The 26,017-nt window shown below is 50.6% G+C and carries 20 protein-coding genes and 1 other annotated feature; of the genes, 17 read left to right on the top strand and 3 right to left on the bottom strand.

The genetic code is table 11. From position 1 onward, the window contains the following. The first annotated feature begins 7 nt into the window (after positions 1 to 7). The 4 genes from O9139_RS09035 (at position 8) to O9139_RS09020 (ending at position 5,957) form a co-directional block, all read left to right on the top strand. A complete protein-coding gene (locus O9139_RS09035) occupies positions 8 to 1,231 on the top strand; it encodes an MFS transporter (protein ID WP_377526992.1) in 1,224 nt (407 codons plus the stop codon). 79 nt (positions 1,232 to 1,310) lie between these two features. Further along, entirely contained in the window at positions 1,311 to 1,817 is a 507-nt protein-coding gene (locus O9139_RS09030; RefSeq protein WP_270879132.1) for a GNAT family N-acetyltransferase, read from the top strand. A 120-nt stretch (positions 1,818 to 1,937) separates the two neighbouring features. Continuing rightward, positions 1,938 to 2,190, top strand: a binding site (T-box leader). 47 nt (positions 2,191 to 2,237) lie between these two features. Continuing rightward, a complete protein-coding gene (gene ileS, locus O9139_RS09025; RefSeq protein ID WP_270879131.1) occupies positions 2,238 to 5,318 on the top strand; it encodes an isoleucine--tRNA ligase in 3,081 nt (1,026 codons plus the stop codon). 114 nt (positions 5,319 to 5,432) lie between these two features. Further along, complete coding sequence (locus O9139_RS09020; RefSeq protein ID WP_270879130.1) at positions 5,433 to 5,957, top strand: DinB family protein; 525 nt, start codon at positions 5,433 to 5,435, stop codon at positions 5,955 to 5,957. Positions 5,958 to 6,018: 61 nt separating this feature from the next. On the opposite strand, the gene O9139_RS09015 is transcribed toward O9139_RS09020, so the two are convergent. Further along, complete coding sequence (locus tag O9139_RS09015) at positions 6,019 to 7,110, bottom strand: AbrB family transcriptional regulator (protein ID WP_270879129.1); 1,092 nt, start codon at positions 7,108 to 7,110, stop codon at positions 6,019 to 6,021. Between the two features lie 218 nt (positions 7,111 to 7,328). Here O9139_RS09015 and O9139_RS09010 point away from each other — a divergent pair, with 218 nt between their 5' ends. The 4 genes from O9139_RS09010 to cysI all read left to right on the top strand — a co-directional run bounded on the left by O9139_RS09010 (position 7,329) and on the right by cysI (position 13,039). Next, positions 7,329 to 8,222, top strand: coding sequence for a TetR/AcrR family transcriptional regulator (locus O9139_RS09010; protein ID WP_270879128.1), 894 nt, complete (start codon positions 7,329 to 7,331; stop codon positions 8,220 to 8,222). Positions 8,223 to 8,368: 146 nt separating this feature from the next. Next, positions 8,369 to 9,304 (top strand): cysteine synthase A, encoded by a 936-nt coding sequence (cysK, locus tag O9139_RS09005; protein ID WP_270879127.1) that lies wholly within the window; start codon positions 8,369 to 8,371, stop codon positions 9,302 to 9,304. A gap of 145 nt (positions 9,305 to 9,449) precedes the next feature. Next, the gene (locus O9139_RS09000) at positions 9,450 to 11,273 is read left to right on the top strand and encodes an assimilatory sulfite reductase (NADPH) flavoprotein subunit (protein WP_270879126.1); all 1,824 of its coding nucleotides are present in this window, start codon (positions 9,450 to 9,452) and stop codon (positions 11,271 to 11,273) included. 44 nt (positions 11,274 to 11,317) lie between these two features. Next, complete coding sequence (cysI, locus tag O9139_RS08995) at positions 11,318 to 13,039, top strand: assimilatory sulfite reductase (NADPH) hemoprotein subunit (RefSeq protein ID WP_270879125.1); 1,722 nt, start codon at positions 11,318 to 11,320, stop codon at positions 13,037 to 13,039. 96 nt (positions 13,040 to 13,135) lie between these two features. On the opposite strand, the gene O9139_RS08990 is transcribed toward cysI, so the two are convergent. Next, on the bottom strand, positions 13,136 to 14,011 hold the full coding sequence (locus tag O9139_RS08990; RefSeq protein WP_270879124.1) for a LysR family transcriptional regulator: 876 nt from the start codon (positions 14,009 to 14,011) through the stop codon (positions 13,136 to 13,138). Between the two features lie 128 nt (positions 14,012 to 14,139). Here O9139_RS08990 and O9139_RS08985 point away from each other — a divergent pair, with 128 nt between their 5' ends. The 5 genes from O9139_RS08985 to O9139_RS08965 all read left to right on the top strand — a co-directional run bounded on the left by O9139_RS08985 (position 14,140) and on the right by O9139_RS08965 (position 18,645). After that, positions 14,140 to 14,883, top strand: a complete 744-nt coding sequence (locus O9139_RS08985) for an SDR family NAD(P)-dependent oxidoreductase (RefSeq protein ID WP_270879123.1) — start codon at positions 14,140 to 14,142, stop codon at positions 14,881 to 14,883. A 205-nt stretch (positions 14,884 to 15,088) separates the two neighbouring features. Then, positions 15,089 to 16,249, top strand: a complete 1,161-nt coding sequence (gene nagA, locus O9139_RS08980; protein ID WP_270879122.1) for an N-acetylglucosamine-6-phosphate deacetylase — start codon at positions 15,089 to 15,091, stop codon at positions 16,247 to 16,249. Beyond that, positions 16,239 to 17,222 (top strand): ROK family protein, encoded by a 984-nt coding sequence (locus O9139_RS08975; RefSeq protein WP_270879121.1) that lies wholly within the window; start codon positions 16,239 to 16,241, stop codon positions 17,220 to 17,222. Before nagA ends, O9139_RS08975 begins: the two co-directional genes overlap by 11 nt. Before the next feature lie 20 nt (positions 17,223 to 17,242). Continuing rightward, positions 17,243 to 18,064 carry an arylamine N-acetyltransferase family protein gene (locus O9139_RS08970; protein WP_270879456.1) on the top strand — a complete coding sequence of 274 codons (822 nt, stop codon included), beginning with the start codon at positions 17,243 to 17,245 and terminating at the stop codon, positions 18,062 to 18,064. 2 nt (positions 18,065 to 18,066) lie between these two features. Beyond that, on the top strand, positions 18,067 to 18,645 hold the full coding sequence (locus tag O9139_RS08965; protein ID WP_270879120.1) for an AAA family ATPase: 579 nt from the start codon (positions 18,067 to 18,069) through the stop codon (positions 18,643 to 18,645). 53 nt (positions 18,646 to 18,698) lie between these two features. On the opposite strand, the gene O9139_RS08960 is transcribed toward O9139_RS08965, so the two are convergent. Beyond that, a complete protein-coding gene (locus tag O9139_RS08960; protein ID WP_270879119.1) occupies positions 18,699 to 19,691 on the bottom strand; it encodes a hypothetical protein in 993 nt (330 codons plus the stop codon). A 128-nt stretch (positions 19,692 to 19,819) separates the two neighbouring features. Between O9139_RS08960 and O9139_RS08955 the strand changes: the two genes are divergently transcribed. From O9139_RS08955 to O9139_RS08940, 4 genes are all read left to right on the top strand, one after another. Continuing rightward, complete coding sequence (locus tag O9139_RS08955) at positions 19,820 to 21,226, top strand: MATE family efflux transporter (RefSeq protein WP_270879118.1); 1,407 nt, start codon at positions 19,820 to 19,822, stop codon at positions 21,224 to 21,226. Positions 21,227 to 21,444: 218 nt separating this feature from the next. After that, positions 21,445 to 22,680 carry a response regulator gene (locus tag O9139_RS08950; protein ID WP_270879117.1) on the top strand — a complete coding sequence of 412 codons (1,236 nt, stop codon included), beginning with the start codon at positions 21,445 to 21,447 and terminating at the stop codon, positions 22,678 to 22,680. Positions 22,681 to 22,701: 21 nt separating this feature from the next. Continuing rightward, the gene (locus O9139_RS08945; RefSeq protein WP_270879116.1) at positions 22,702 to 24,480 is read left to right on the top strand and encodes a cache domain-containing sensor histidine kinase; all 1,779 of its coding nucleotides are present in this window, start codon (positions 22,702 to 22,704) and stop codon (positions 24,478 to 24,480) included. Positions 24,481 to 24,609: 129 nt separating this feature from the next. Further along, the gene (locus tag O9139_RS08940; protein WP_270879115.1) at positions 24,610 to 26,016 is read left to right on the top strand and encodes an ABC transporter substrate-binding protein; all 1,407 of its coding nucleotides are present in this window, start codon (positions 24,610 to 24,612) and stop codon (positions 26,014 to 26,016) included. The last annotated feature ends 1 nt before the right edge of the window (position 26,017 follow it).

Here is a 26,017-nt window from a genome sequence, read left to right as displayed (position 1 = left end):
AGAGGAGTTGAACGTGTCAAAAGTTTTAAGCAAAAGCGTACCTGTGTCAGCGACGGTTTTTCCCATCTTGTTCGCCATCAGTATCGTTCATTTGTTGAATGATACGATGCAATCGACAGTTACAGCGTTGTTCCCGATTCTCAAGGATTCGCTGCAGCTCAATTATACGCAAGTCGGGATTATCGCCTTTGCGATGAACATTACGGCATCGCTTATGCAGCCGTTTGTCGGGTACTTTTCGGATTTGAAGCCGAGACCGTACATATTGCCAATCGGTGTATGCTTTACGCTCGCGGGCATCGTTGCTTTGGCGGTAGCGCCTTATTATGCGCTTATTTTGTTAGCGGTCGTGTCCATGGGCATTGGCTCTGCGATTTTTCATCCCGAATCATCGCGTGTCGCGTATTTGTCGGCAGGTGAGCGAAGAGGGCTGGCGCAATCGATTTTCCAGGTCGGGGGCAATATCGGCAGTGCGCTCGGACCGATCATGACCGCTGTTCTTTTTGTAAAAATCGGACAATTCGGTGTGATTTGGTTCTCTTTTGCCGCCATTGTCGCCATCGTCATCCAGACCTTTGTGGCCAGGTGGTATAGCAGACAAAACGTGCAGCCGCGCAAGGCAAAAGCAGCGTCAACCGCAGCGGCGGGGGCAGCGCGCAAACTTTCCGCGAAGCAGGTGGGCTGGGCGATCGTTACGCTGGTTTTTCTTGTTTTTACCAAGCACATTTATATGTCCAGCATTACCAGCTATTACTCGTTCTATTTAATTGACGATTATGGAGTATCTGTTGGGCGCGCGCAGTGGTTTTTATTTGCCTTTCTGGCGGCATCCGCGGCCGGAACGTTTATCGGCGGACCGCTTGCCGATCGGTATGGACGGCGCAACATCATTTGGTTTTCGATTTTAGGGACTGCACCGTTCTCCATCCTGCTGCCCTATGCGAACTTGATGTGGTCGGGCGTTTTATGCATCTGCGCAGGCTTCATTTTATCTTCAGCGTTTTCCATTATCGTTGTTTTCGCTCAAGAGCTGCTGCCTGGCAAAGTCGGCCTCATCTCCGGCTTGTTCTTTGGCTTGGCTTTCGGCATTGGAGGTTTAGGTTCAGCGGTGTTGGGCTGGGTCGCGGATGCGACAAGCATCGCCTTCATTATGAAGCTGTGCGCATACCTACCGCTGTTGGGGATCGTCGCGGTCCTGCTGCCTAAAGATGACAAAGTGCGAGCGATCTAAGGGAGAGGCAGTAGGATTAGTTCGGTTCTAATCCGGCTGCCTTTTTTATTTGGTAATTACTAGCATGGAGGAGAATTGTATGAACTATCGCGTTCTTGAGGAAGCAGATGCAGCCGCATATCGGCAGGTTAGATTGAGTGCCTTGCAAATTAACCCGGAAGCGTTCGGTTCCACTTATGAGAGGGAATTTCAATTTACGCTTGAAATGGTGATGGAGCGCATAAAGCCGACTGCGGAGAAATTTACGCTAGGCGCATTTCAAGAGGACGGCACATTGGTCGGCATAGCCGCTTTTGTGCGCGAGACAGGCTTCAAAACAGCTCATAAAGGGAATATTTATGGCATGTTTATTGCACCGGAAGCGCGTGGTGGAGGCGTGGGGAAAGCGCTCCTGCTGGAGCTCATTCGTCTAGCGAAGGAGACCGCTGCTGGATTGGAGCAAATCCATCTAAGCGTTGTATCCGAGAACGCAGGCGCGAAAAAACTGTATGCATCGTTAGGCTTCGAAGTCTATGGTGTAGAGCGGCACGCCTTGAAAGTCAATGGGTTGTATTATGATGAGGATTTGATGTTGTTAATGCTATAAATAATTAATGGCATTAAATGTTTGTGGTGATCCAAAGGGCGCCGTTCGAGGCGCTCGCGTGAGCCGCCTATTGACATTCCACACAATATGCTGTAATAATTAATTATCTGAATGATCTGACTAAATTCATTGACGAGAACAAGTACGCTAATCCCTTGTCCCCCAGAGAGTTGGCCCTGCGCTGAAAGCCAACGTTCAAGAGTTAGCTGAATATCCTCTCCGAGAAGGAAAGCTGAAGCAAGCGAGTAAGCTGACCCGGGATTCCGCCGTTACAAGGGACACGTATGATGGTACGTTGATGAGGCGCCGGTGATCGGAATTAGTCGATCCTCGGAACGAGGGTGGTATCGCGAGATGAAATCTCGTCCCTTACGGGGCGGGATTTTTTTGTTTTTTTACGAACAGAAAGGATGAGCAAAGATGAGAAAAGTTGATGTCAAAGAGACAGCAAGAGCCCGCGAGCTGCGCATCTTGGATCAATGGAAGCAGCAGGATACGTTTCGCGCTTCCATGAGCCACCGGGCCGGGCAGCCACGCTTTGTATTTTATGAAGGACCGCCAACAGCCAATGGCAAGCCGCACATCGGACACGTGCTTGGGCGCGTAATCAAAGATTTTATCGGACGTTATAAAACGATGTCAGGTTACCAAGTCGTGCGAAAAGCCGGCTGGGATACGCACGGCCTGCCCGTGGAGTTGGGCGTTGAGAAAAAGCTGGGCATTTCCGGCAAGCAGGAGATCGAGAAGTACGGGATCGCCGCATTCGTAGAACAATGTAAAAGCAGTGTGTTTGAGTACGAGAAACAATGGCGGGAACTGACAGAGGCAATCGCATACTGGACAGACATGGATCACCCGTATGTGACGCTGACGAATGACTATATCGAAAGCGTCTGGCATATTTTGGCTGACATTCATGCCAAAGGACTGCTCTACAAAGGCCACCGCGTCAGCCCGTACTGTCCGGATTGCCAAACGACCCTCAGCTCCCATGAAGTGGCGCAAGGTTATGAAGACGTGACAGATTTGAGTGCTACGGTCAAATTTCCAAGCAAGCAGGGGCCGGAAATTTTTCTGGCTTGGACGACAACCCCGTGGACGCTGCCTGCAAACACAGCGCTAGCGGTGAATAAGAACATCGATTACGTGAAAGTCAGACAGGATGGCAGTATTTATGTGCTGGCCCGGCAATTAGCGGATAAGGTGTTTAAGGGAGATTATGAAATCTTGTCATCGCACAAAGGTACCGAATTCGTTGGCACCGCCTATGAGCCGCCTTTTGGCTACCTTCGCTTAAGCAAAGGGCACTACGTGGTCGATGCCGACTATGTCAGTGATAAAAGCGGGACTGGCATCGTCCATCTTGCACCGGCACATGGGGAAGATGACTATCGGACGTGCCGTGAGCACGGCCTCGATTTCGTCAACGTCGTGGACAATGCAGGACGGTATACCGCGCAGGTCACGGACTTTGCAGGGCGCTTCGTGAAAGATTGCGATGTCGACATTGTCAAGGATTTGGCCGCACGCGGCCTGCTGTTCGCCAAAGAGCGCTACACGCACAGCTACCCATTCTGCTGGCGCTGCAAGTCTCCGCTTCTGTACTATGCGATGGAGAGCTGGTTCATCCGCACGACCGCCGTGAAAGATCAGCTGATCGCTAATAACAGCAAAGTCAATTGGTATCCTGGCCATCTCCGCGAGGGCCGTTTTGGCAAGTTTCTGGAAGAGCTTGTCGATTGGAATATAAGCCGGAACCGCTACTGGGGAACACCACTCAACGTGTGGCAATGTCAGGATTGCGGAAGTGAATTCGCGCCCAGCAGCATAAACGAACTGCGCGCAAGAGCGGTATCTCCGCTTGCTGACAATTTGGAGCTGCACAAACCATACGTCGATGAAGTGAAGCTGCGCTGTTCCTGCGGCTGCGAGATGAGCAGAACGCCGGAAGTGATCGACGTCTGGTTTGACAGCGGATCCATGCCGTTTGCCCAATATCATCATCCTTTTGGCGATGAGGCTTTGTTTCAAGAACAGTACCCTGCGGATATGATCTGCGAGGGGATCGATCAGACAAGAGGCTGGTTTTTCAGCCTTATGGCAGTATCTACGCTGTATAACGGGCAAGCGCCGTATAAAGCTGTCATATCCACCGGTCACGTGCTCGATGAAAACGGCTTGAAAATGTCGAAGAGCAAAGGCAATGTCATCGACCCGTGGGAAATCATTGACGTCTACGGGGCGGATGCCTTCCGTTGGGCGCTGCTCTCAGACAGCGCTCCCTGGAACAGCAAGCGGTTTTCCAAGCAGATCGTCGCTGAGGCGAAGTCCAAAGTGATCGATACGATCCATAATGCGCATGCGTTTTATGCGATGTATGCCCTAATTGATCAGTTCACGCCCGAAGTAGGGCGGCCTCAAGCTTCCGGTCATGAATTAGACCGCTGGGTGTTGTCAAGGTTGAATACAACGCTGCGGCAAGTGTTGAAGGGTCTGGAAGATTACGATTTATTGAATCCGGCGAAGCAAATCGAAGTATTCGTAGATGAGCTGAGCAATTGGTATATCCGCAGGTCACGCGACCGTTTCTGGGCTAGCGGCATGACCGAGGACAAAAGAGACGCCTATCGAACGCTGCGCGACGTTTTGCTGAAACTGGCGCGCATGATCGCGCCATACAGCCCTCTTTTGGCCGAGGATTTGCACAACAACCTTGGCGGTGAAGGAAGCGTCCATCTAGCCGATTACCCGCAGGTGGATGAGGACGCTATCGATGAAGCGCTGGAGCGCGACATGGCCACGACTCGGCAGATCGTCGAATTGGCGCGCAGCATTCGCAGCGACACCGGCATCAAGACGCGCCAGCCTTTGTCAGAGTTGATCATCTCCATCGAACAACCGTTCGATCTCCAGCGATTTGCTGACATCATTCAGGATGAAATGAACGTGAAGTCGGTACGCTTAGAGCCAAACGACAGCTCCTTCGTCGACTATCAATTGAAGCTGAATCTGAAAGTCGCCGGGCAAAAATATGGCAAATTCGTAGGCCCGCTGCAGCAGCATTTGAAACAAATGTCAGCATTGGATGCCAAACGAACCGTTGATGAGGGTTCCGTAAAAGTTACTTTAGGTGACCAAGCATTCGTTTTAACAGCCGAAGAGTTGTTAGTCGAAAAGCTTGGCAAGTCAGGGTTTGCTTCCGCATCCGGATATCAAATGAATGTGGCTTTAAATACGGTGATCACGGAGGAATTGGAGCAGGAAGGCTTTGTGCGCGAAGTGATCCGGGCCGTACAAGATTACCGCAAAAGGCTGGATTTACCGATCGACAAGCGGGTCACGCTGACATTCGATGCCGATGACTCACAGAGAAAGGTTCTGGAGCGCTTTGCCGACGTATTACACGAAAATGTCATATTAGCGGAAATGAAATTCGCCAACGTAACGGACATGGCGTCCATCATACCAGGCAACGAATCGCTACGCGTACGTATTGATTAAGTCTAGAATGAACAGTTGTCATGCAGCTGCTCATTTCTCATTTTTCAGCATAATAGCAAAAATTCATGATATAACTGAATCAGCGAGGCATAAGACAATGGAGAGGGCGATGGAATGAATTTTGAACTCGACGAAGCGATTGAAGTCATGGAGCGAACTCCGAAGGCGTTGACGTTATTTTTGTCAGGATTATCGGCCGGTTGGCTGCAAGGGAATGAAGGAGAGGGAACGTGGAATGCCACGGAGGTCATTGACCACCTCATCGAAGCGGAAAAAACGAATTGGATTCCTAGACTAAACACGATTCTTCAAGATGGTGAAAACAAACCATTCCCACCATTTGATCGCTTTGCACATTTAAATGATAAAACGGCAGCCACGATCGAAGAGAAGCTGCTAGCTTTTCAGCAAATACGCACAGTGAATCTTGCCTATATACGTTCCGTAATTGATCCAGCACAGCATTTTGAAAGGACGGGCAGGCATCCTGCTTTTGGCTTGGTGAAGGTGAGAGAATTGCTGGCGACGTGGGTCGTGCATGATTTGACGCATATGGCGCAGATCGTACGAGTAATGGCTGAGCGGTATCGAGTGGACGTTGGACCGTGGAGTGAGTATTTAGGGATATTGAAAAAATAAAAAGGCACCTCAGCAACCATCATATGGTTGGAGACACCTCTGACTTTTCGCCATGATCGCGTTAATTATTTGCTCCGGCAAGTTCCTCATTGGAGGCTTTTGGAATTAGCCGTTTGAAGATCAGCTTGAGCAGCGGAGGCACAGCGAAAAAGATAAACCATGTTCGAAAAATTTGATAGCTGCTAATAATGGCTATATCAGCATTGACTTCTTTGCCCATGATGCCCATCTGATCCATACCGCCGGGAGCCATGCTTAAGAAAGCCGTCGCGGGAGAGAAGCTGTGCCAATGGGTCAGCAGTACGCTGAGGCCAAGAGAACCACCGATTAGCACGACTCCGCTGCAGATCGACAGCGTGATGATCCTGATTTTATGGGTCAGACTTTCCGGTTTGAGCAATAAGCCGACGTATGTGCCGATGAGCAATTGCGCGATGTCCAGCAGACTTGATGGCAGCGCAGGACCGGATACGCTTGACAAGTGTAGTACTGCGGTCACGATCATCGGGCCCAGTAAATACGCGGAGGGGAAGCGGATTCTTTGCGCTAGTAAAGCCGCTGCTACACACACCACAGCGAATAAAATAATATTCGGGAACAGATCGCCCCAATGCGCGCTTGCGTTTGACAGTGCTGCATCGACTGCTGAGCGGCTACCGCCGAACAGCGGGCTGAACACAAGCTGCGGCACGATGAAAATAATCATCATCAACCGCGACACCTGCAGGAAGGTGACGATGGTCAAATCAATGCCTTTCGTATCTTCCGCCAAAATGATCATCTGCGATAATCCGCCGGGAATGCTGCCCAAGATGACGGTAGGCAGCGGCTGGCCGGACAATTTGGCTACGATCAAACCGATGGCCCCACTAAACAGGATAAGCAGCACGGTCATCATCAACATGCTTGGCAGCAGCAGCCCCATCTCGCTGAGCGTTTCTCTGGTGAACGAAAGTCCGATGGAATATCCGATAATAATTAATGCTGTATTGCGCAAATATCCGGGCCATACAGGCTTCATTTTTTTCAATACTCTGGCCCCAATGAAGGCGAATACCATCGGACCCAGCAGCCAGGGCAGCGGGGAGTGGATCAGGGTGAACAATACACCGCCGACTATAGCTAACAGTAATGTAACGAGAAAACGACTCATGCCTGATCAACCATAATCATTTTCATACATTCAGCAATACGCATTTCAGCCCGATACTTGCCAGAAGTCACCGTGACATCAAGCAAGTTCTCGGTCACCTCCTTCGTGATAAGTGCAAAAACTCATGAGTTCAGTATAGAACTCGTTAGTTTTGCAGTCAATCTATAACGTTGACTCCAGCGAGCTGCTTATGTCAAGATATGGACGGGGGGATCGGGATGGAAGAAATGAAAAAGCAGAAGGTGCTGGACACCGCCATGGAGCTCTTCCGCTTAAAAGGTTACAGCGCTGCATCCATGCAGGATATCGCTGACGCCTGCGGTATGGCTAAAGCGAGTATATATAAATTTTTTGCTTCCAAAGAAGAATTATTTACGGATGCTTTCGCCGCCTGCCATCAGAATCTGCTGGATCAGGCTGCCGAAATGGAGCGAGAGGGAGCCCGGCTTCACTTGTCCCCAAGAGAGCGCTTGCAGAGGAAGATCGAATTCCTTTTTCAATATACAGTTGAAAATCATTTGTTCATGCTCGATTTCAAAGAGCTGCCAATTACAACGAACGAACATTTCATTGCTGCCTGGAAGCATAAGAAGAGAGCACTGCATGTGTGGCGCCGCGAATTGCTGATCGAAGCCTATGGGGATCGGATCGAGCCGTATATATGGGATGTTGTGGCTATTTTTCGCGGTATTTACATTGAATACTTAGGTTATGTACAGCAAAAAGTGATCGCGCTCCCGATGGCGGAGCTGGCTGCTTTCATCGTGGATCGGATGGATGCTTTGGTTGATGACCTGCTTCGCAAGTCACCGAGACCGGTCATTGATCAACTGAATACGCATTTCAATTATTTGCATCCTAGCGATGCGGAGATGAGACAGGCTACGCTCCAGCAATTGATCGCCCTTATTGGCGGGAAGATCGAACAGCTGTCACAACCGGACGCCATTCGTGAGGAGCTTGGGCAAGTATCGGTAATGCTGGAGGCAGCTTGCGGAACGGAACCTGCGAATCCGACGCTTATCCGCGTCCTCGCCGCCTACTTGGACGGATACCCGGAGCTTAAGCCCTATTTGCGCCAGCTCCATTATCTACTAGGTAACAAATTGTGAGCAGTTAAGACCGCATTCCAGCCGGAGTGCGGTTTTATTTTGAACATTTGCAGGAGAAGCGTTGTTGTATTTCATTACAGGGCATGTTAAGGTGTACATATAAACCCGACTAAATGAGTTGGAATTTGATTGCAGGAGGGCTTACTTTGACAGGAATCGCTAAAAATCTGACCGAGCTCATCGGGAATACCCCGTTGCTTGAGCTTGGCAATTTTGCTCGTAAACATGAGGTTTCAGCGAAGTTGATTGCGAAACTAGAATATTTTAACCCTGCCGGCAGTGTGAAAGACCGGATTGGGTTTGCCATGATCAAAGATGCGGAGGAAAAAGGTCATCTTCATTCGGGTTCGGTCATTATTGAGCCGACCAGCGGAAATACCGGGGTTGGCCTCGCATTTGCCGCAGCCGCCCTTGGCTACAAGCTGATTATTACGCTTCCTGAAAGCTTTAGCATGGAGCGGCGGAAGCTGCTGCTTGCCCTGGGGGCGGAACTTGTGTTGACGCCGGCGGCGGAAGGGATGTCGGGTGCTATCCGCAGGGCGGAGGAAATCGCGGCCGCTACGCCGAACGCTTTTATCCCGCAGCAATTTACGAATCCGGCTAATCCGGACATTCATAGAAAAACGACGGCCGAAGAAATTTGGCGTGACACCGAGGGCAACGTGGATATTTTCGTTGCCGGCGTCGGTACCGGAGGGACGATTTCGGGCGTTGGGGAACGCTTAAAAGAGCGGAACCCTGCGGTCCGGATCGTCGCTGTTGAGCCGTTCGATTCCCCGGTGCTGTCCGGCGGCAAGCGGGGCGGGCATGCGATCCAAGGGATCGGAGCGGGTTTTGTACCCGACAACTACCATCCTGAAGTCGTCGATGAAATCATCCAAGTGAAGAATGAGGATGCTTATGAAACTGCACGGACACTTGCGAGAGTTGAAGGATTATTAGTAGGCATCTCATCCGGCGCAGCGGTTTACGCAGCTCTTGAACTGGCGAAACGCCCGGAGAATGAAGGCAGACATATTGTCGTTCTGCTGCCGGATACCGGTGAACGTTATTTATCGACACCTCTTTTTCCAGAAGCCTAATGATTTATAAGAATAACTGATAGATCATATAAGAGGATTCTAATTGACCCTTTTCGACAACTGTGATAGCTTCAAGAGAGTGAATTAAATAAGATGCGAATACTAGGATTTAATATTATTGGCAAGCTATGAGAGGTGGATACATTTGGTACTTCAAGTCGTGAACAGCCCCTTTAATCAGGATCAAGTAGAATTGCTGAATCGTTTGTTACCTACATTATCAGATCATCAACGAATCTGGCTGAGCGGGTACCTGTCTGCTCCTCAAGGCGCAGCAGCGGCTGCAATTCCTGGCGGCGTGCCAAGCGCGGCACCAGCAGGCGGCGCGCCTGCGGTTTCCAAGGAAGTGACGGTCCTTTTCGGCTCACAAACAGGCAAGTCCCAAGGTTTGGCCAAAAAAATGACCGCAAAACTTCAGCAGCTCGGCTTTCAAGTTACGCTTGCTTCCATGGGCGATTTTAAACCGAATAACTTAAAGAAAGTGAAAAACCTGCTCATCGTCGTCAGTACGCACGGTGAAGGCGACCCACCGGATAACGCGCTTTCGTTTCACGAGTTTCTTCACAGCAAAAGAGCGCCTCAGCTGGAAGATCTGCAATTTTCCGTACTCGCGCTGGGGGATACGTCCTATGAGTTTTTCTGTAAAACAGGCAAAGATTTCGATCAAAGACTGGAAGAACTTGGCGCTAAGCGCTTAAGCCCACGTATCGACTGCGATGTGGATTTCGATGAGTCCGCAGCAGAGTGGATGAATCAGGTGCTCGCATCCTTGAGCGAAGCAACTTCAGCTCCGGCGGCAGTAGGCGGCAATATATCGAGCGTGGAAAGCGGCGGTGAATCCGAGTTTTCTAGAACGAATCCGTTTCAAGCGGAAGTTTTGGAGAATTTAAATTTGAACGGTCGCGGATCTGATCGCGAAACCCGTCATGTGGAGATCTCTTTGGAAGGATCGAATTTGCAGTATGAACCTGGCGATTGCTTGGGAATCTACGCAGAAAACCACCCGCGTCTCGTTGAGGAATTGATCCAAGCGCTGGCTTGGAATGCGGATGAACTGGTGGCCGTGAATAAAAATGGTGACAAACTGCCGCTTCAAGAGGCGCTGCTGCGCAATTTTGAGATCTCGGTGCTGACAAAGCCACTGCTGGAGCAAGCTGCCAAATTAAGCCCGGATAAAGGTCTGCAAGAACTGCTAGCGGCAGGACGCGAGCAGGAATTGAAGTCGTACCTGTCCGGTCGCGATCTGTTGGACTTGGTGCAGGATTACTCCTTCAAAGGTGTAGCGACTCAAGATTTCGTCTCGATATTGCGAAAAATGCCAGCTCGCTTGTACTCTATTGCAAGCAGCTCCAAAGCATTCCCTGATGAAGTGCACGTGACTGTGCGCACGGTGCGTTACGAATCCCTCGGAAGAGAGCGTTACGGCGTGTGCTCCGTACATCTTGCCGAGCGCATCGCGGCGGGCGACAAACTGCCGGTCTATATTCAAAACAACCCGAATTTCAAGCTTCCTGACAATCCGGAAACGCCTGTCATTATGATCGGGCCTGGTACCGGTGTTGCTCCTTTCCGAGCGTTCCTCGGCGAGCGTGAAGAGACGGGCGCTACTGGAAGTACATGGCTGTTCTACGGTGACCAGCATTTCTCCACAGACTTCCTGTACCAGGTAGAATGGCAAAAATGGCTGAAAAACGGCGTGCTGACGCGCATGGACGTTGCCTTCTCCCGAGACACGGATCAGAAGGTTTATGTGCAGCACAGAATGCTGGAGAAGAGTGCGGACCTCTATAAATGGCTGCAAGAAGGAGCACATATTTACGTGTGCGGCGACGAAAAGAAAATGGCGCATGACGTACATCGCGCATTGGCAACAATTATAGAGCAGGAAGGCGGCTTCAGTGCGGAAGAAGCTGCGGAATATTTGACTCGTATGCAACAGCAAAAACGTTATCAACGGGATGTTTATTAAGATCATATATCCCTAAGATCGATCACTAGAGGGGTGAGGGCAACATGTCTGAAAATAATTTGCTTTCCAAGAATAGTGCGCCACATAGCGATGTTGAGGAAATCAAGATTCGAAGCAATTACTTGCGGGGCAGCTTAGAAGAAACGTTAAAAGATCGCATCACCGGATCCATCCCCGAGGATGATAACCGCTTGATGAAGTTTCACGGCAGTTACATGCAGGATGACCGTGACTTGCGGAATGAACGGGCTAAGCAGAAGCTCGAGCCTGCTTATCAATTCATGCTGCGCGTGCGCGCAGCCGGCGGTATCGTAACGCCTGCGCAGTGGTTGATGATGGACGACGTCTCGCAGAAATATGCCAACGGCACGATTCGTTTGACGACGCGTCAATCTTTCCAACTGCATGGCATTATTAAGTGGAACATGAAACAGACGATCCGCGAAGTCAACGATGCGATGCTGAGCACGCTGGCTGCTTGCGGCGACGTTAACCGTAACGTGATGTGCAATCCGAATCCGTACCAATCCGATGTCCATGCCGAAGTGTATGAGTGGGCTAGCCGGATCAGCGATCATCTGGATCCTCGTACGAAAGCCTACCATGAAATTTGGCTGGACGGGGAAAAAGTAGTGGACAGCTTAGAAGGCGTGGAACAAGAACCGATCTATGGTCCTGTATACTTGCCGCGTAAGTTCAAAATCGGTGTTGCTGTTCCGCCATCCAATGATGTCGATGTATTCTCGCAAGATCTTGGGTTCATCGCGATTGTTGAGAACGGCCGCTTGGCCGGCTTCAACGTAACCGTCGGCGGCGGAATGGGGATGTCTCACGGCGATCCGCTGACGTATCCTCAGGTCGCGCAAGTGATCGGCTTCATCAAGCCGGAACAAGCCGTTGATTTGGCCGAGAAGACCGTGATGATTCAACGGGATTACGGGGATCGTTCGGTGCGGAAGCATGCCCGCTTCAAATATACGATCGATGACCGCGGTATTGCATGGTTCATCGGGGAATTGCAATCGCGCCTGGGCTGGCAGCTGGAAGAAGCGCGTCCTTACCATTTTGATCATAATGGTGACCGTTATGGTTGGGTGGAAGGCAGCAACGGCAGCTGGCATTACACGCTGTTTATCCAAAACGGCCGCGTGAAGGATGAAGAGAACTATCAGCTGATGACTGGCCTCCGGGAAATTGCCAAAGTGCATACGGGAGATTTCAGATTGACAGCGAACCAAAACCTTGTCATCGGCAATGTGAGTGCAGATAAGAAGGAGCAGGTCGAAGCTTTGATTCAAGCTTACGGTCTCACGGACGGCAACTATTATTCGGCACTGCGCAGAAGCTCGATGGCTTGCGTGGCGCTGCCGACTTGCGGTCTGGCTATGGCGGAGTCGGAGCGATACTTGCCGACACTGATTGAGAAGATCGAGCCGATGTTGGATGAAGCCGGTCTGCGTGACAAAGAGATCGTCATCCGGATGACGGGCTGCCCGAACGGTTGCGCGCGTCCAATGCTGGCGGAAATTGCCTTCATCGGTAAGGCGCCAGGCAAATACAATATGTATTTGGGCGGCGGACATACCGGAAACCGTTTGAACAAGCTTTATAAAGAAAACATTGGCGAAGCGGAGATTCTCGAATCCCTGCAGCCGATTGTGAATCAATATGCGAAGGAACGTTTAGATAACGAGCATTTTGGTGATTTCGTCATCCGTGCGGGTTATGTCAAAGAAGTTCGTTCAGGTCAAGATTTCCACGCATAACCATTGCAAGCTGTCACCGCGTCTTTTGGACGTTGGAGGCAGCTTGTTTGCGTTTGGACGAATGACGGTAGAGAATTTGTTCTCGATGTTCTCGAGCTAGGGAAGAAGCTCCTGTTTGAGAAAATGGTACAGTTTCGCTGATGCCGGCGATAGATTGCCGGTCTTGCGCATCAATCCTGACAACAGATCGATCTGCGGGCCGCTGATGGAGCGCGCTGTTGTGCCAGGCGGCATAGGATGCAAGAGGATTTCTGGAACTAGTGCCATACCTAAGCCCGCTGCAACATAGCTTTTTAATGCTGTCATACTGCCAATTTCCATCGTTTCTACGGAAATCGGCCCTGCTTCCTGCAGGATCATTTCCAGCTTTCGTCTATAAGGGCATATGGCTGACGTAATGAGTAACCGGTGCCCTTGAAGATGCTGCGGTTCAACAGCTTCCAGTGCGCTTAGCGGATGGTGTTCAGGTAAGAGGGCGACGAACTTTTCAAGAAATAGCGGCTCAAAATAAAGCTCCGTACCTACGTCCGGCGGCGAACATATAGCAAAATCAAGCCGCCCTTGCAGCAATGATTCCGCTAGCGCAGGTGTACTGGCAATATCTAAAGAGATGCGTATGCGCGGATAGCGTGTGATGAATCGGCGGATGAGCGGAGGCAACCGGTGGCTGGCGGTTGGCTCTGTCACACCTAAACGAACGGTTCCCGCTTCGCCATGCTGCATATCTGTCATATCGGCCGTCAGCTGCTTCATGCGCTGAATGATCTCTTGGCTTTGCTCATAGAACAGCCGTCCTGCTTCCGTTAAGCGGAAGCTTTTGCCGCGTTCAAGGAGTTGGACACCTAGCGTGGCTTCCAGCTTTTGAATTTGCATCGTCACGGTGGATTGCGCATAATTCAATTCCTCAGCTGCGCGGTGGAAGCTTTCATGTTTCACGATAAGATGAAAAGTTTCTAAAGTTTTTAAATCCATGCGTGGTTGGCCTCCTTGTGTGCGTGGTTGTTCAAAAATTTTGAACTATGGATTCATTTAATTCAATTATACAGAAATTTAAATCTCCTTTAAAATGAATGTATTCACACATTTATGGAGGCGATCTTATGCATGTAGCTAATAAAGTAGCACTAGTTACCGGGGGAGGGACTGGGATCGGTCGGGCGACTGCTCTTCAGCTTGCCAAGCGCGGAGCTGCCGTCGGGGTGAACTATTCCCGATCTGCATCCGAAGCGGAAGAGACAGTGGAACGAATTCTCCGTGAGGGCGGACGGGCAATTGCCCTACAAGCTGACGTTGCCAAGGACATGGAAGTTAGGAAGATGGCCAGTACGCTGGCGGAACAGTTCGGGACAATCGATTTGCTGGTGAATAATGCCAGTATTACCCGGCATATTCCGCTGGATGATTTGGAGGCGGCAACCGAGGATATTTGGGACGATATTTTTAGCGTCAATGTAAAGGGCATGTTTCACTGTGCGAGAGCCGTCGCGCCTTATATGCAAAATAACCCGCACGGAGGAGCTATTGTCAACCTGGGGAGTATCGCGGGCACAACCGGGTCCGGGTCATCGCTACCTTATGCAGTCTCCAAAGCGGCCGTACACGGCATGACCAAATCGCTGGCACGTGCGCTTGCCCCTCAGATTAGAGTCAACTGTGTCGTTCCTGGCGCTGTTGCCACCAGATGGTGGGCGGGTAGAGAGGAACAAATGCAGCGCCTCGCTCCGAATTTGCTGCTCCAGCAGATCTCTACGCTAGAGGATATTGCTCAATTCATCTGCGCAGCGCTGGAGCAGGAGGCGATGACGGGGCAGATCATTACAGTGGATAGCGGGCAAACGCTGTGAAGGGTTTGCTCGGTGCAGCGAGCTTTTTTTCAAATTTCCTCTGCGGATAGAAAGGTTTTTTTCCATGATAAGCCAATTAATAAATAACGCTGTATGAGCCTGAGCATGATGATCATACTCGCCGGAATAAGAAGCTGCCTATCGAAGATATAGATAGGGAGAGAGTGCTTTTCCAACACGTCTGCAGAGGAGTGGAGTTAAGCTCATGGAAGATCAGTTGACCGCTTATATCAACGCAACCGTGTATACACCCCAAGGCGTCCTGCAAGAGGGACGGATGATTGTCAATCAAGCAGGCGCTATCGTGGCTGTCGGGGATATCGAACTCGCACTGCCAGATGGCGTGGACATCGTCGATTTAACCGGCTGCACGGTACTGCCTGGTTTTATCGATGTGCATGTGCATGGCGGCGGCGGGCATCAGATGATGGACGGCACGTACGAAGGCTTAGACGGTATGAGCCGCTATCACGCGGCGCATGGCACCACATCGTTCCTGGCGACGACGGGGACCGACGCCCAGGATCGCCTGTGCCGGGCACTTGCCAATGCGGCAGCCGGCATCAATCAGGGCGTCAGCGGCGCGGAAGTGCTGGGCATTCATCTGGAAGGCCCATACATCGACTTCAAGCGCAGCGGCGCGCAAAAGCGCGACTACATTCGTCTGCCGCAGCGCGACGAACTCGCGCTATTTCTCGCTGCAGCGGAGGATCACATCAAGCTGGTGACGCTGGCGCCGGAGGTCGAAGGAGGCATGGAAACCGTTCGCTGGCTCATTGAGCGCGGGATCACAGTCTCCATCGGTCATTCCAATGCCACGTATGAAGAGGTGTGTGAAGCAGTGGCGCTAGGAGCCCGCCATACGACACACCACTTCAACGGCATGAGCCCGTTTCACCATCGCGAACCGGGCGTCGCCGGTGCAGGGCTCATGCTGCCGCAGCTGACGACAGAATTGATCGCAGACGGGATCCATGTGCATCCGGCGGCAGCCAAATTTCTGTTCCAGACCAAAGGCGCGGCGAACGTGTGTATGATCACCGATGCAGTTCGCTGCGCGGGGATGCCGGATGGCATCTACGGTCATGTCAAAGTGGAGAACGGAACCGTTACATTGCTTGACGGTTCGAGCTTGGCCGGCAGCACACTGACGACGATCCAAGCGTTCCGCAACATGCTGGAATTTACTGGACTTCCGCCAGAGGCAATCCTGCCATCCTTGACAGAGGTGCCTGCGCGGCAAATCGGCGTCAGTGAGCGCAAAGGCTCGATTGCACCCGGCAAAGATGCCGATTTTCTTGTTACCGATGCTCGTTGGGACATTCATTCTACATTTGTGAAAGGCAAGAAAGTGTATGGCCGATGAGCAGCGGATGCCAATCGATGCGGGAATCGATATCGGCGGGACGAATACGGTTATCGGCTTGTTCGACAGCCAGCGCAACTTGCTGGCCAAAACAACGATACCGACATTTTTAAGTGCTTCCCCCGAGCGGGAATGGACGAACAACCCTGAGGCGTTTTACGAACGCTTACACGAAGCGATCGTCAAGTTAGCCGAGTCGATCGGCGGCAGCGGCTGCTTGGCCAAAGTCGGCATCGGCGTGCCGGGCCAAGTCGATACGACGTGCGGAATCGTCATCCGCGCGTCCAATATGCGCTGGCACGACGTCCCGCTCGCGGCAGCGATGCGCGGAAGACTAGGCGTGCCAGTTAAAATCGAAAACGATGTTCGAGCTTACACGCTGGGCGAGGCGCTTGCAGGCGCTGGCCAAGGCTTCCGCAACATCGTCTGCCTGACGCTCGGCACCGGTCTTGCCGCCGGCATTATCGCGGACGGGCGGCTGATCAGGGGCGGCGCCTGGCACGCCGGCGAGATCGGCCATGATCCCGTGCCGGGCGTTGCCTATCGGTGCAATTGCGGCAAGACGGGGTGTCTGGAGACGGTGGCGTCCGCTACCGGGATTGCCCGTATAGCGAAGGACGCTGTTCACGCCGGTGAAACGACGACACTTGCTCAAGGCGGTAACCCTGAACAGTTGACGGCTCACGAGGTGTTTCAAGCCTGTTTGCAGGGGGATGCGGTCGCACTTGGAGTTTTCCGTCAGGTGGCAACGATGCTGGGGCAAAAATTGCTTTCCGCGATCTACCTGCTTAATCCTGATATTGTGATCATTGGCGGCGGGGTGGCGGCCGCAGGTGAGATCTTGCTGTCCCCGATTCGCGCTGTGCTGGAGGATGGTTATTTTTCCAAAACCGCCTGTCCGCAGATTTGTATAGGAACATTAGGCGACAGTGCGGGGCTCCTTGGCGCCGTACATTTGTTCGATATTTCTTAGTGAGGGGAAGATGATGTGTGATTGAACTTGACCGAGAACAGCTCAAGCCGGAAGTGCTTGCCTATTTAGATCGCATCGGCTATCACGGCCCGTTGGATGGCAGTGCGGAAGTTTTAGCCGAATTGCAGGAGCGGCATTTGCATGCGGTACCCTATGAGAATTTGGATATATTAAACAAGATTCCGCTCTCGCTTGCGCAGGAAGATTTGTATCGTAAAATCGTGCTGCGCCGACGCGGGGGCTATTGCTTTGAGCTCAATGCGCTGTTTGGCTGGCTGCTGCGCGAGTTGAACTACCCGGTCACCAATCTGTTCGGCCGGTTTTGGCGGGACGAGCCTAATCCGCCGCCGAAACGCCGTCATCATGTCTTGAAGGTCGAGGCGTCCGGCACGAGCTTTCTTTGCGATGTCGGGGTTGGCGGTATTGTTCCGCGAAGGCCAATCGCCTTGGAAGAGGGGCGCGTGCAACAGCAAGGAGCGGAAACTTATCGCCTGGAGGTCGATGCGTTTTTTGGCTGGGTGCTTTGCGAGGAAAAGAGCGGCTCCTGGCAGCGCATCTATTCGTTTACCGAGGAGCCTCAGCTGGCGAGGGATTTCACGATGGCATCGTACTGGTGTGAGCATGCGCTGGATTCCATTTTTACCCAAATTGAAATGGTGGCTATTCGCACGCCAGAAGGTCGTGTCACCGTCGCTGACGGTGAGTTCCGCATCTTTACCGCCGATGGGGTGCAGACTTTCAGCCCGCAAACCAAAGAGGAATATAGTTCGGCATTACTGACATATTTCGGAATTCCACTGAAGCCTGCAGAACTGCAATGGCTGAATACGAGGAGTCGATAACGTTGGCACAACCTTTATTCATCATCGTCAATGGCCTTCCCGGCGCCGGAAAGTCGACGCTCGCGAATCGGCTTGCGCATGACTTGCATGTGCCGCTGTTTTCCCGGGACCGTATCTATGAAACCTTATTCGATGCGATGGACTGTCCAAGCAACGGTTGTCCGCCGCTTTTGGCGCCTGCCGCTTTTACGATGATGTACGCTTCGGCTGGAACGGTGTTGGCAGCGGGCCAACCGGTGATGATCGAGGGATTTTTTGGTCGCCCGGAAATACGCAGCGCGGAACTGCTTCAATTGCAGCAAGCCTACCCGTTTGAACCGTTGCAAATCGTATGCCGAGCGAATGGGGAAGTGCTGCTGCGGCGTTTTCACGAAAGAATCGGATCGGTGGGCCGCCATGCGAGTCATAGCGATCTGTCATGGATTGAGCAGGAAGGAAATAAAGAGCGGCTCCTGCAGGGGGATCTTACTCCCTTGAGCATCGGCGGGACAATCCGCGAAATTGAGACAACGACGCCAGACAGTTTTGACTATACGCAGCTTTTGCAGGAAGTGAGCGCTGAACTGGCGCGGAGAAAGTAAGTCTATGAAAAAGCCGCAGTCCTACCGGCACACGCCCTGGACTACGGCTTTATTTACTTGCCCAACTCTTGAATGAGCTTTTTGAACGTGTCGTACGCAGGCTTCGGCGAATAATCGTCACGCACGATCCCAAATTGGTGGAAGAGATCGTCCTTGGCACTATCCGCATCCCGCAGCCCAAATAGCTCGTAATGCGTGATATTCAGTTCATTCCGCAAGCGATAGACGGTACGAATGACCGATTCCAGAACGTGTGTTTGGCGTTCGTAAGATCGTTCGACGGGGTTAAAAGGATTTTTGCCTGTCGGCCAGCCGTTTTCTGTTACCCGTATTGGTACATGGGCCGGCAAACCGAGGATAGTTAAATCTTTTTCACGAAACTGCCGCAGTGTGCGCTCCACAGCAGCAGGAACTTCGCTGAGCTCCAGCGGATTCTCGTCAAATACGTCGACATAAAAATTGTGTGCGACAAAGTCCACAGAACGAATGAAACGTTCGCCGCCAAGCTTAGCGAGATTTTCCCAAAAATGAGGGAGGGTTACAGCGCTTTCCGGGACGGAACCGAACCCGATCTGGACGCGATCTTGTAGATTCAGCTGCGTAACTTCCGCTTTAGCGGCAACGACGCCTTCCACTAAAGCTTGCAGGACATAGGGCTTGGAACCGTCCATGAACGATAAGTTCGGTTCATTCGTAATTTGCAGCGATGTCAACTGGGACCCATGATTGCGAAGCAACTTACGGATAAAGCCAAGCCAGCCTTCCAGATCGATGTCCGGTTCCTGCAGGCATCCTACGGTAAGATCAGTCATTACGCCGCCTTGCGCATACCGCTCTGCAGCTGCCAGCATCCGGCCTTCGGAATCGGGGCCGTAATAGATGACATAATTTCTCGCGTGCAGCGTTTTATCGCTTACACGAAGGTCTTGCAGCGCAGCCTGGATCTTCTCATAATCATCCTGGGGGCCGACTGCCAAACCTGTTGGCGTTCCTGCGACGCCTAATGGATAGATCCCAAACGTCAATCCTGATTCTTTCTCTTTCATAGCCTACACGCCTCCTCTTGTGGCAACGTCTATGTTATCATGCGAGAAAATTGGAAAAAATCATTCATCCTTCATTTTAATGTGTTATAGTAAATAAAAAAATGCTTCTCACATAAGAAAGTGACGCTATGAATCCTCCATTATTGAAAGTTCGCATGCAAGGCATTTTGAACCGGCATTTGACGGGCGAATCTATCGACTATCGGCAAATTTACACGTTATTTGTGCCCATACTCATTGATCAGGCTTTTATTACTTGCCTCAACTTGTTTAACTCGGCGATGATCAGTTCGTCGGGCGTGGCAGCGATCAGCGCTGTGAACATGGTCGATTCGTTGAATATGTTTCTGATCAGCGTGTTTGTCGCACTCTCGACCGGGGGGACGGTTGTCGTCGCTCAATATAAAGGGAGCGGGAATGAGCGAATGGTTTCCAGAGCGGCTGCATGCTCGGTATCGTCCGTAGCCTTGATGGCGCTATGTATCAGCCTTGTGTTGATCGTACTTCACAATCCGATCCTGAAATTATTGTTTGGAGCAGCGGAAGCGGACGTATTCGCCAATGCCAAGATCTATCTGATTGGCAGCAGCATTTCCTACCTCGGCATCGCCATCGTGGAAGCGGTATGCGGTGCGCTGCGGGGAATCGGGAAGAGCAGAGGCTCTTTGGTGCTTTCCTTAATTATGAACGTGACTTATCTGATCTTGAATGTCGTCTTCATTAACATGCTCCATATGGGTGTCCATGGGATGAACCTGGCGGTGAATATATCCCGTTTTGGGGCTGCGGCATTCGCGCTCGTCTATTTAACAAGAATCGATACGAGTCTGCATATCCAAATCAAGGATATCATCCATTTTCATTATGCAACACTGAAAAAGATTTTGTTTATTGGACTCCCGTTTGCTGCGGAGCAAATGTTTTTTAACGGGGGCAAAATTTTAACGCAAGTCTTTATCGTCAGTCTCGGTACACATGCCATGGCCGTCAATGCTATTGCTTCATCGCTTGCCGGTGTGTTACAGATTCCATCGGGTGCGCTGCAGCTGACTACGGTTACCGTAATCGGTCAATGTATCGGACGGCAAAATATAAAGGATGCCCGCAAATTCACGCGATCGTTTCTCTGGTTGTCGTCGATCTCCTTTGTCATGATGGCTATGATCGTTTTTCCGCTATTTAAACCGATTGTGGGCCTATTTCACCCACCAGCGGAAATTGTGCACAGCATCTTCATTGTGGTGCTAATTTGCGCCATCGCCCAAATACCTTTGTGGCCGATCAGCTTCTTGCTGCCATCTGCGTTAAGAGCTGCAGGAGATTCCAAGTTTACATCGGTGACTTCGATGCTTTCCATGTGGTTGTTCCGGATCGTTCTTGGCTACTTGCTGGGGATCGTCTTCCACTTCGGCATTATCGGCGTATGGCTGGCTATGAATATTGAATGGGGCATGCGTGGATTTATTTTCATGATGCGCTTCCATGGGGACAAATGGTATCGGCACAAATTGATAGAAACTTCGGCCAATGAGTAATTAAAAAGCTGCCTGGCAAGTCATCGCTGATGACTTCGGGCAGCTTTTTTGCATGCTGTTTCACTGCTCTCTGCACAAAGTTCCGTCTGCAAAGATGATGATATCGAATGAACGTTCCTTTTAAAACCTACCATATTATTGTAAAGTATGGGAAAATGATGATAGTCATCTTGGTAAAAGTCATTGTTGCAGCTTGAACATGGGAAAGGAGCATGGTCATGTACTCTTTATTAATCGTTGATGATGAAAGGTGGGTTCGGCAAGGGCTGCGCACTACGATTGATTGGCAGGCGGAAGGGGTTGAAGTACTGGGGGATGCGGAAGATGGAGAGGAGGCGCTGGCCTTCCTGGATACACAGGTACCGGATATCATTATTACGGATATCAAGATGCCGAGGATGGACGGGCTGGCCTTCATTGAAGCGGTCAAGGCGCGCCAACTGCTTTGCAAATTCATTATTATTAGTGGTTACAGTGAATTCAGCTACGCGCAGAAAGCGATGCGGTTTGGAGTGGCCGATTACGTGCTGAAACCGATTGAGGAAACGCAAGTTCTCGAGGTCGTGCGCCAATGTATAGCGCAAATTCAGCGAGAGAATCATGAACAGGATGAAATCGCGCAAATGTCAGCACGCATGAGGGAAAGCTTACCGCTGGCAAGGCAGCAATATGTGGAGACAATGCTCTTGAATGAAAGTGCTTCAAACGAGCGGAATGTCAAATTGTGGGACCAATTGCACTTTCGGCTTGATCCCAACCATCTTCAAGTCATGATCATGAAAGTGTATGATTGGGGACCGCATGCTGAGAATGCGAAGGATCATTATGCTCTCCGACGGGCCATCGGCAATTTCGCGAAAGCGGAATTCGCACAAGTGGCCGATGTTTCTATGTTGACATGCCCTTTGGATCATTGCGGAGATGCGGATCTCGCGCTCCTTCATTCACCAGCCAGCCAAGAAATCGGACAAGCGGCGATGGAAACTTTTATCAAAGCTTGCCGGACCTATCTGGGAATCGGCATTAATGTCGGGATGAGCCGCAACTGCGACATAACGAAGCTGCATGCCGCTTTTCGTGAGGCCGTTCAAGCAAGCGAGGATGCACTTTATGTGCATGAACGGGGCAACCGAAATAGATTTGTGGAGCTGGCGATGGATTTTACGGCAAAACATTTTACAGAACCTTTGACAATGAATCAGGTTGCTGAACATTTGTATTTGAATCCTTCGTATTTCAGCAAGCTTTTTCATGAGAAGACAGGGGAAACGTTCAGCAAATATCTGATTCGGCTCCGCACGAGCAAGGCCAAGGAGCTGTTGAAGATGACTACACTGAAAATTTATGAGGTAGCGGAGCAAGTTGGATATCAAGATTTCCGGCACTTCGTCAAGCTCTTCAAGGAGCAAGAGGGCATGACTCCTGCTCAATACCGGGATGTGGGGAAGAAGTAAACGGATCGGGGAGGACTCGGCATGAATCTTCATTCGTATTTGAAATGGCGGTCAGTCGGCTATAAATTGTTTATTTTATTTTTTGTCAGTATGTCGGCTTCAATCGTCCTCATGGGTTATTTGTCTTATCACAAAGCGAATGACATCATCAGCTCTAAAGTGTCGCAAGTCGCTTGGCAAACCGTGCAGCAGGCAGACCGCCGTTTGGAATTAATGTTGAACGAATATGTCAACCGGTCGTTACTTGTATTTGGGAATAAGGAAATCCAAAAAGGCATTATCGGTAAATATCAAGATAGCTATGATCAAAGCTATAATAACCAGCTAATTTCCCAGTTTCTTTCCAATCTCGTCAATGTGAAAAATGATACGTTGAGCATCTACATCCTGGGTGAGCGCAGCGCGTCGTATCGGTTCGTGAATGGGGGCTTTACGGAGCTTCCAGTCGTCAGCAAAGAGCAGCAGTCCGAAGATTGGTACCAACAAATTCGTGCTGCAAACGGTCAAATCGTATGGTACGGCATTCGCACCCCGCTGATCCAAACGAACACGGATGAGATCCAAAAACCTGTGTTCGTGCTGGGCAGAGCGATCAAAAATTTTGATAATCTCGACCAGACGCTTGGCATCCTAATTATGGAATTTGATCCAGCGCCGATTCAGCAGTTTTTATCGGAAGTGGATTTTCAAGCGCAGGGTACAACGTATATCGTTGACACAGACAATACGATCATGGCGGACGGGAATGGCACGCAAAACATGAGACCGCTCGGCGTCAAGCTACCGGCGATTCATAGCGGGTATTTGACCGATTCGGTCGAAGGTGAAGAAGCGATGGTCGTGTATGATCAATTGACAATCAATCATTGGCGGCTGGTTGGCATCGCGCCGATTCATAATTTGATCAGCGATTCCAGAGAAATCGGTTATTACACGATTTATTTGGTCATTGGCTTTAGTTTGGTTGCGACCGCCCTGGCGCTGCTGGTAGCCAAACAGATGCACAAACCGGTGCGCGTGCTAATGAGATCAATGGGCAAGGCTCGTGATGGCGATTTCGAGGTGCAGATTGCCGATGAGCGCAGCGATGAATTCGGTATGCTGTATCGCAGCTTCAATAAAATGGTGTCGAGAATTAATGAGCTTATTAATGAGGTCTACGTGCAAAAGCTGCTGAAAAAAGAAATTCAATTGAAAATGATGGCTTCGCAAATCAATGCCCACTTTTTGTACAATACGTTGGATTCGATTCATTGGATCGCCCGCATTCACAAAGTGGACGAGATCAGCACGATGATTTTTGGCTTATCCAAGTATTTGCGGATCAGCTTAAGTGAAGGCAATGATTTCGTGACGATCAGGGAAAGCGCAGAATTGTTGGAGAGCTATTTGGCAATTCAAAAAGTGCGGTATCAGGACAAATTCCATGTCACGATGCAGATGGACCCGTCGTTGCTAAACTATCGGGTGTTGAAATTCGTTTTTCAGCCTCTGGTGGAAAATGCGATTTATCACGGATTGGAAAATAAACGGGGAAGCGGGCGGCTTCATATTCGCTGGATCATGGAGGACCATATCTTATTTTTTGAAGTTGAAGATGACGGTATCGGCATTGAGGCCACCAAGCTGATGGAACTGGAGGAAGCGATGTCGCGTGAAGATGGAAGCGAGGGGCAGCATTTTGCCTTGAGAAATATTAACTCACAAATCAAGCTTACCTATGGTAAAGAATCGGGCCTTTACATCGAGAGCACAGCTGGCGTTGGCACGAAGGTAACGCTGATTCTCCCGCTAAGATAAGAGATTGCCTCCCGAACGAAACAAAAATAATACACTAAAAACAAAAATTCCCTCGTTAAATAGGAGGTATGTAAGCGCCTACAATGAAGATAAGCTTTCGAGCGATTACACCCAAAAAGGAGGATCTTTATGAACAATGAGAAGAGTTCTAAAGGTTGGAACCGTAACAAACTAGTGGCATTGCCCTGTACGGCTACGCTGGCGATCACGTTGGCCATATCTGGCTGCAGTTCGTCGAACACCGCTTCCAGCAGTCCTGGCGGCAAGAGCGCAGATTCGAATAGTACACAGAATAGCTCGCCCAATGCTTCAACAAGCAAGAATGGCCCCGTTACGATTGATTTTTGGTTCCCTTGGGGCGGAGATTATCAAAAAGATTTCAAAGCTAATGTCGTTGACGTGTTTGAAAAAGAGCATCCGAATATAAAAGTGAAAATGACATTCGTCGAGACGACAGGCCAGACGCAAGCTTCGGATAAACTCTTAACCGCTATTGCCGGCGGCAATCCGCCTGACGTTGCCTTATTTGACCGGTTCCTTATCGGTTCCTGGGCGGCCAAAGGTTCATTGACGGATTTATCCAGCTTCGTGAAGAGCAGTGGAATCACGCCGGATGATTACTATAAAGGCCTTTGGTCGGAAGTCGTCTACAAAGATAAAGTGTACGCACTGCCGTGGGGTACGGACAATCGCGGAATGTATTATAACAAAACGTTAATGAAAGAGGCCGGGCTTGACCCGAATAAACCGCCGCAAACGATCGAAGAATTGGATCAAATGGCGGAAAAAATATTCAAAAAGGGCAGTGGCAATAAATATTCGCAAGTTGGTTTCATCCCGTGGATGAATCAAGGCTATTTCTATACGCAAGCTTGGAATTGGGGCGGAAAATGGGAGGACAGCAACCATAATTTGACGCCGAACGATCCGCAAAACGTGAAAGCGCTCGCTTGGATGGCGGGTTATGCCAAAAAATATGATATCGCTAACTTGACAAGCTTCTCTGATGCGATGGGGCAGACGGGCATGAATCCGTTCTGGACGGGCAAAGTTGGATTTGAGTTCGACGGCAACTGGATCTTGAACGATTTGGCCAAATATAAGTTGAACTTTGATTGGGGCGTAGCGCCAATGCCTGCTGCTGAAGGCAATAAATCCGTGACATGGGCGGGCGGCTGGTCGTACGTGATGCCGAAAGGCTCCAAGCATGAGCAAGAAGCATGGGAATTTATCAAGTTTGTTGCCCATAAGGAAGGTACACTGCTGTGGGCAAAACGTCCGAAGGCAGGCTACGATATTACGGCGATGCCTAACGTGAACGATGAGATGAAGCTATCTGAAAACCCCAACTTGAAAGTATTCCTGGATTTGATGCCTACCGCTTATACGCGTCCTGTTTCGCCCGTAGGCGCATTCCTGTGGAATGAAGCGAATCGTGTGCAGGATTTGGCCATACACGGCAAAGGCGAGCCACAAGCGCTTCTGGACGAAGTGAAGAAGAATGTCGATGCGGAACTTGCGAAAATAGGCAACTAGG

Source organism: Paenibacillus aestuarii (assembly GCF_027789125.1).
Classification (GTDB): Bacteria; Bacillota; Bacilli; order Paenibacillales; family NBRC-103111; genus Paenibacillus_E; species Paenibacillus_E aestuarii.
The sequence above is the reverse complement of the archived record's forward strand: the minus strand, read 5'-3'. Positions and strand labels throughout refer to the sequence as shown.

Coding starts and splice junctions, on each gene's coding strand:
- O9139_RS09030 (WP_270879132.1), top strand. CDS start 1,311: ATGAACTATCGCGTTCTTGAGGAAGCAGATGCAGCCGCATATCGGCAG.
- ileS (WP_270879131.1), top strand. CDS start 2,238: ATGAGAAAAGTTGATGTCAAAGAGACAGCAAGAGCCCGCGAGCTGCGC.
- O9139_RS09020 (WP_270879130.1), top strand. CDS start 5,433: ATGAATTTTGAACTCGACGAAGCGATTGAAGTCATGGAGCGAACTCCG.
- O9139_RS09015 (WP_270879129.1), bottom strand. CDS start 7,110: ATGAGTCGTTTTCTCGTTACATTACTGTTAGCTATAGTCGGCGGTGTA.
- O9139_RS09010 (WP_270879128.1), top strand. CDS start 7,329: ATGGAAGAAATGAAAAAGCAGAAGGTGCTGGACACCGCCATGGAGCTC.
- cysI (WP_270879125.1), top strand. CDS start 11,318: ATGTCTGAAAATAATTTGCTTTCCAAGAATAGTGCGCCACATAGCGAT.
- O9139_RS08990 (WP_270879124.1), bottom strand. CDS start 14,011: ATGGATTTAAAAACTTTAGAAACTTTTCATCTTATCGTGAAACATGAA.
- O9139_RS08985 (WP_270879123.1), top strand. CDS start 14,140: ATGCATGTAGCTAATAAAGTAGCACTAGTTACCGGGGGAGGGACTGGG.
- nagA (WP_270879122.1), top strand. CDS start 15,089: ATGGAAGATCAGTTGACCGCTTATATCAACGCAACCGTGTATACACCC.
- O9139_RS08975 (WP_270879121.1), top strand. CDS start 16,239: ATGGCCGATGAGCAGCGGATGCCAATCGATGCGGGAATCGATATCGGC.
- O9139_RS08960 (WP_270879119.1), bottom strand. CDS start 19,691: ATGAAAGAGAAAGAATCAGGATTGACGTTTGGGATCTATCCATTAGGC.
- O9139_RS08955 (WP_270879118.1), top strand. CDS start 19,820: ATGAATCCTCCATTATTGAAAGTTCGCATGCAAGGCATTTTGAACCGG.
- O9139_RS08950 (WP_270879117.1), top strand. CDS start 21,445: ATGTACTCTTTATTAATCGTTGATGATGAAAGGTGGGTTCGGCAAGGG.
- O9139_RS08945 (WP_270879116.1), top strand. CDS start 22,702: ATGAATCTTCATTCGTATTTGAAATGGCGGTCAGTCGGCTATAAATTG.
- O9139_RS08940 (WP_270879115.1), top strand. CDS start 24,610: ATGAACAATGAGAAGAGTTCTAAAGGTTGGAACCGTAACAAACTAGTG.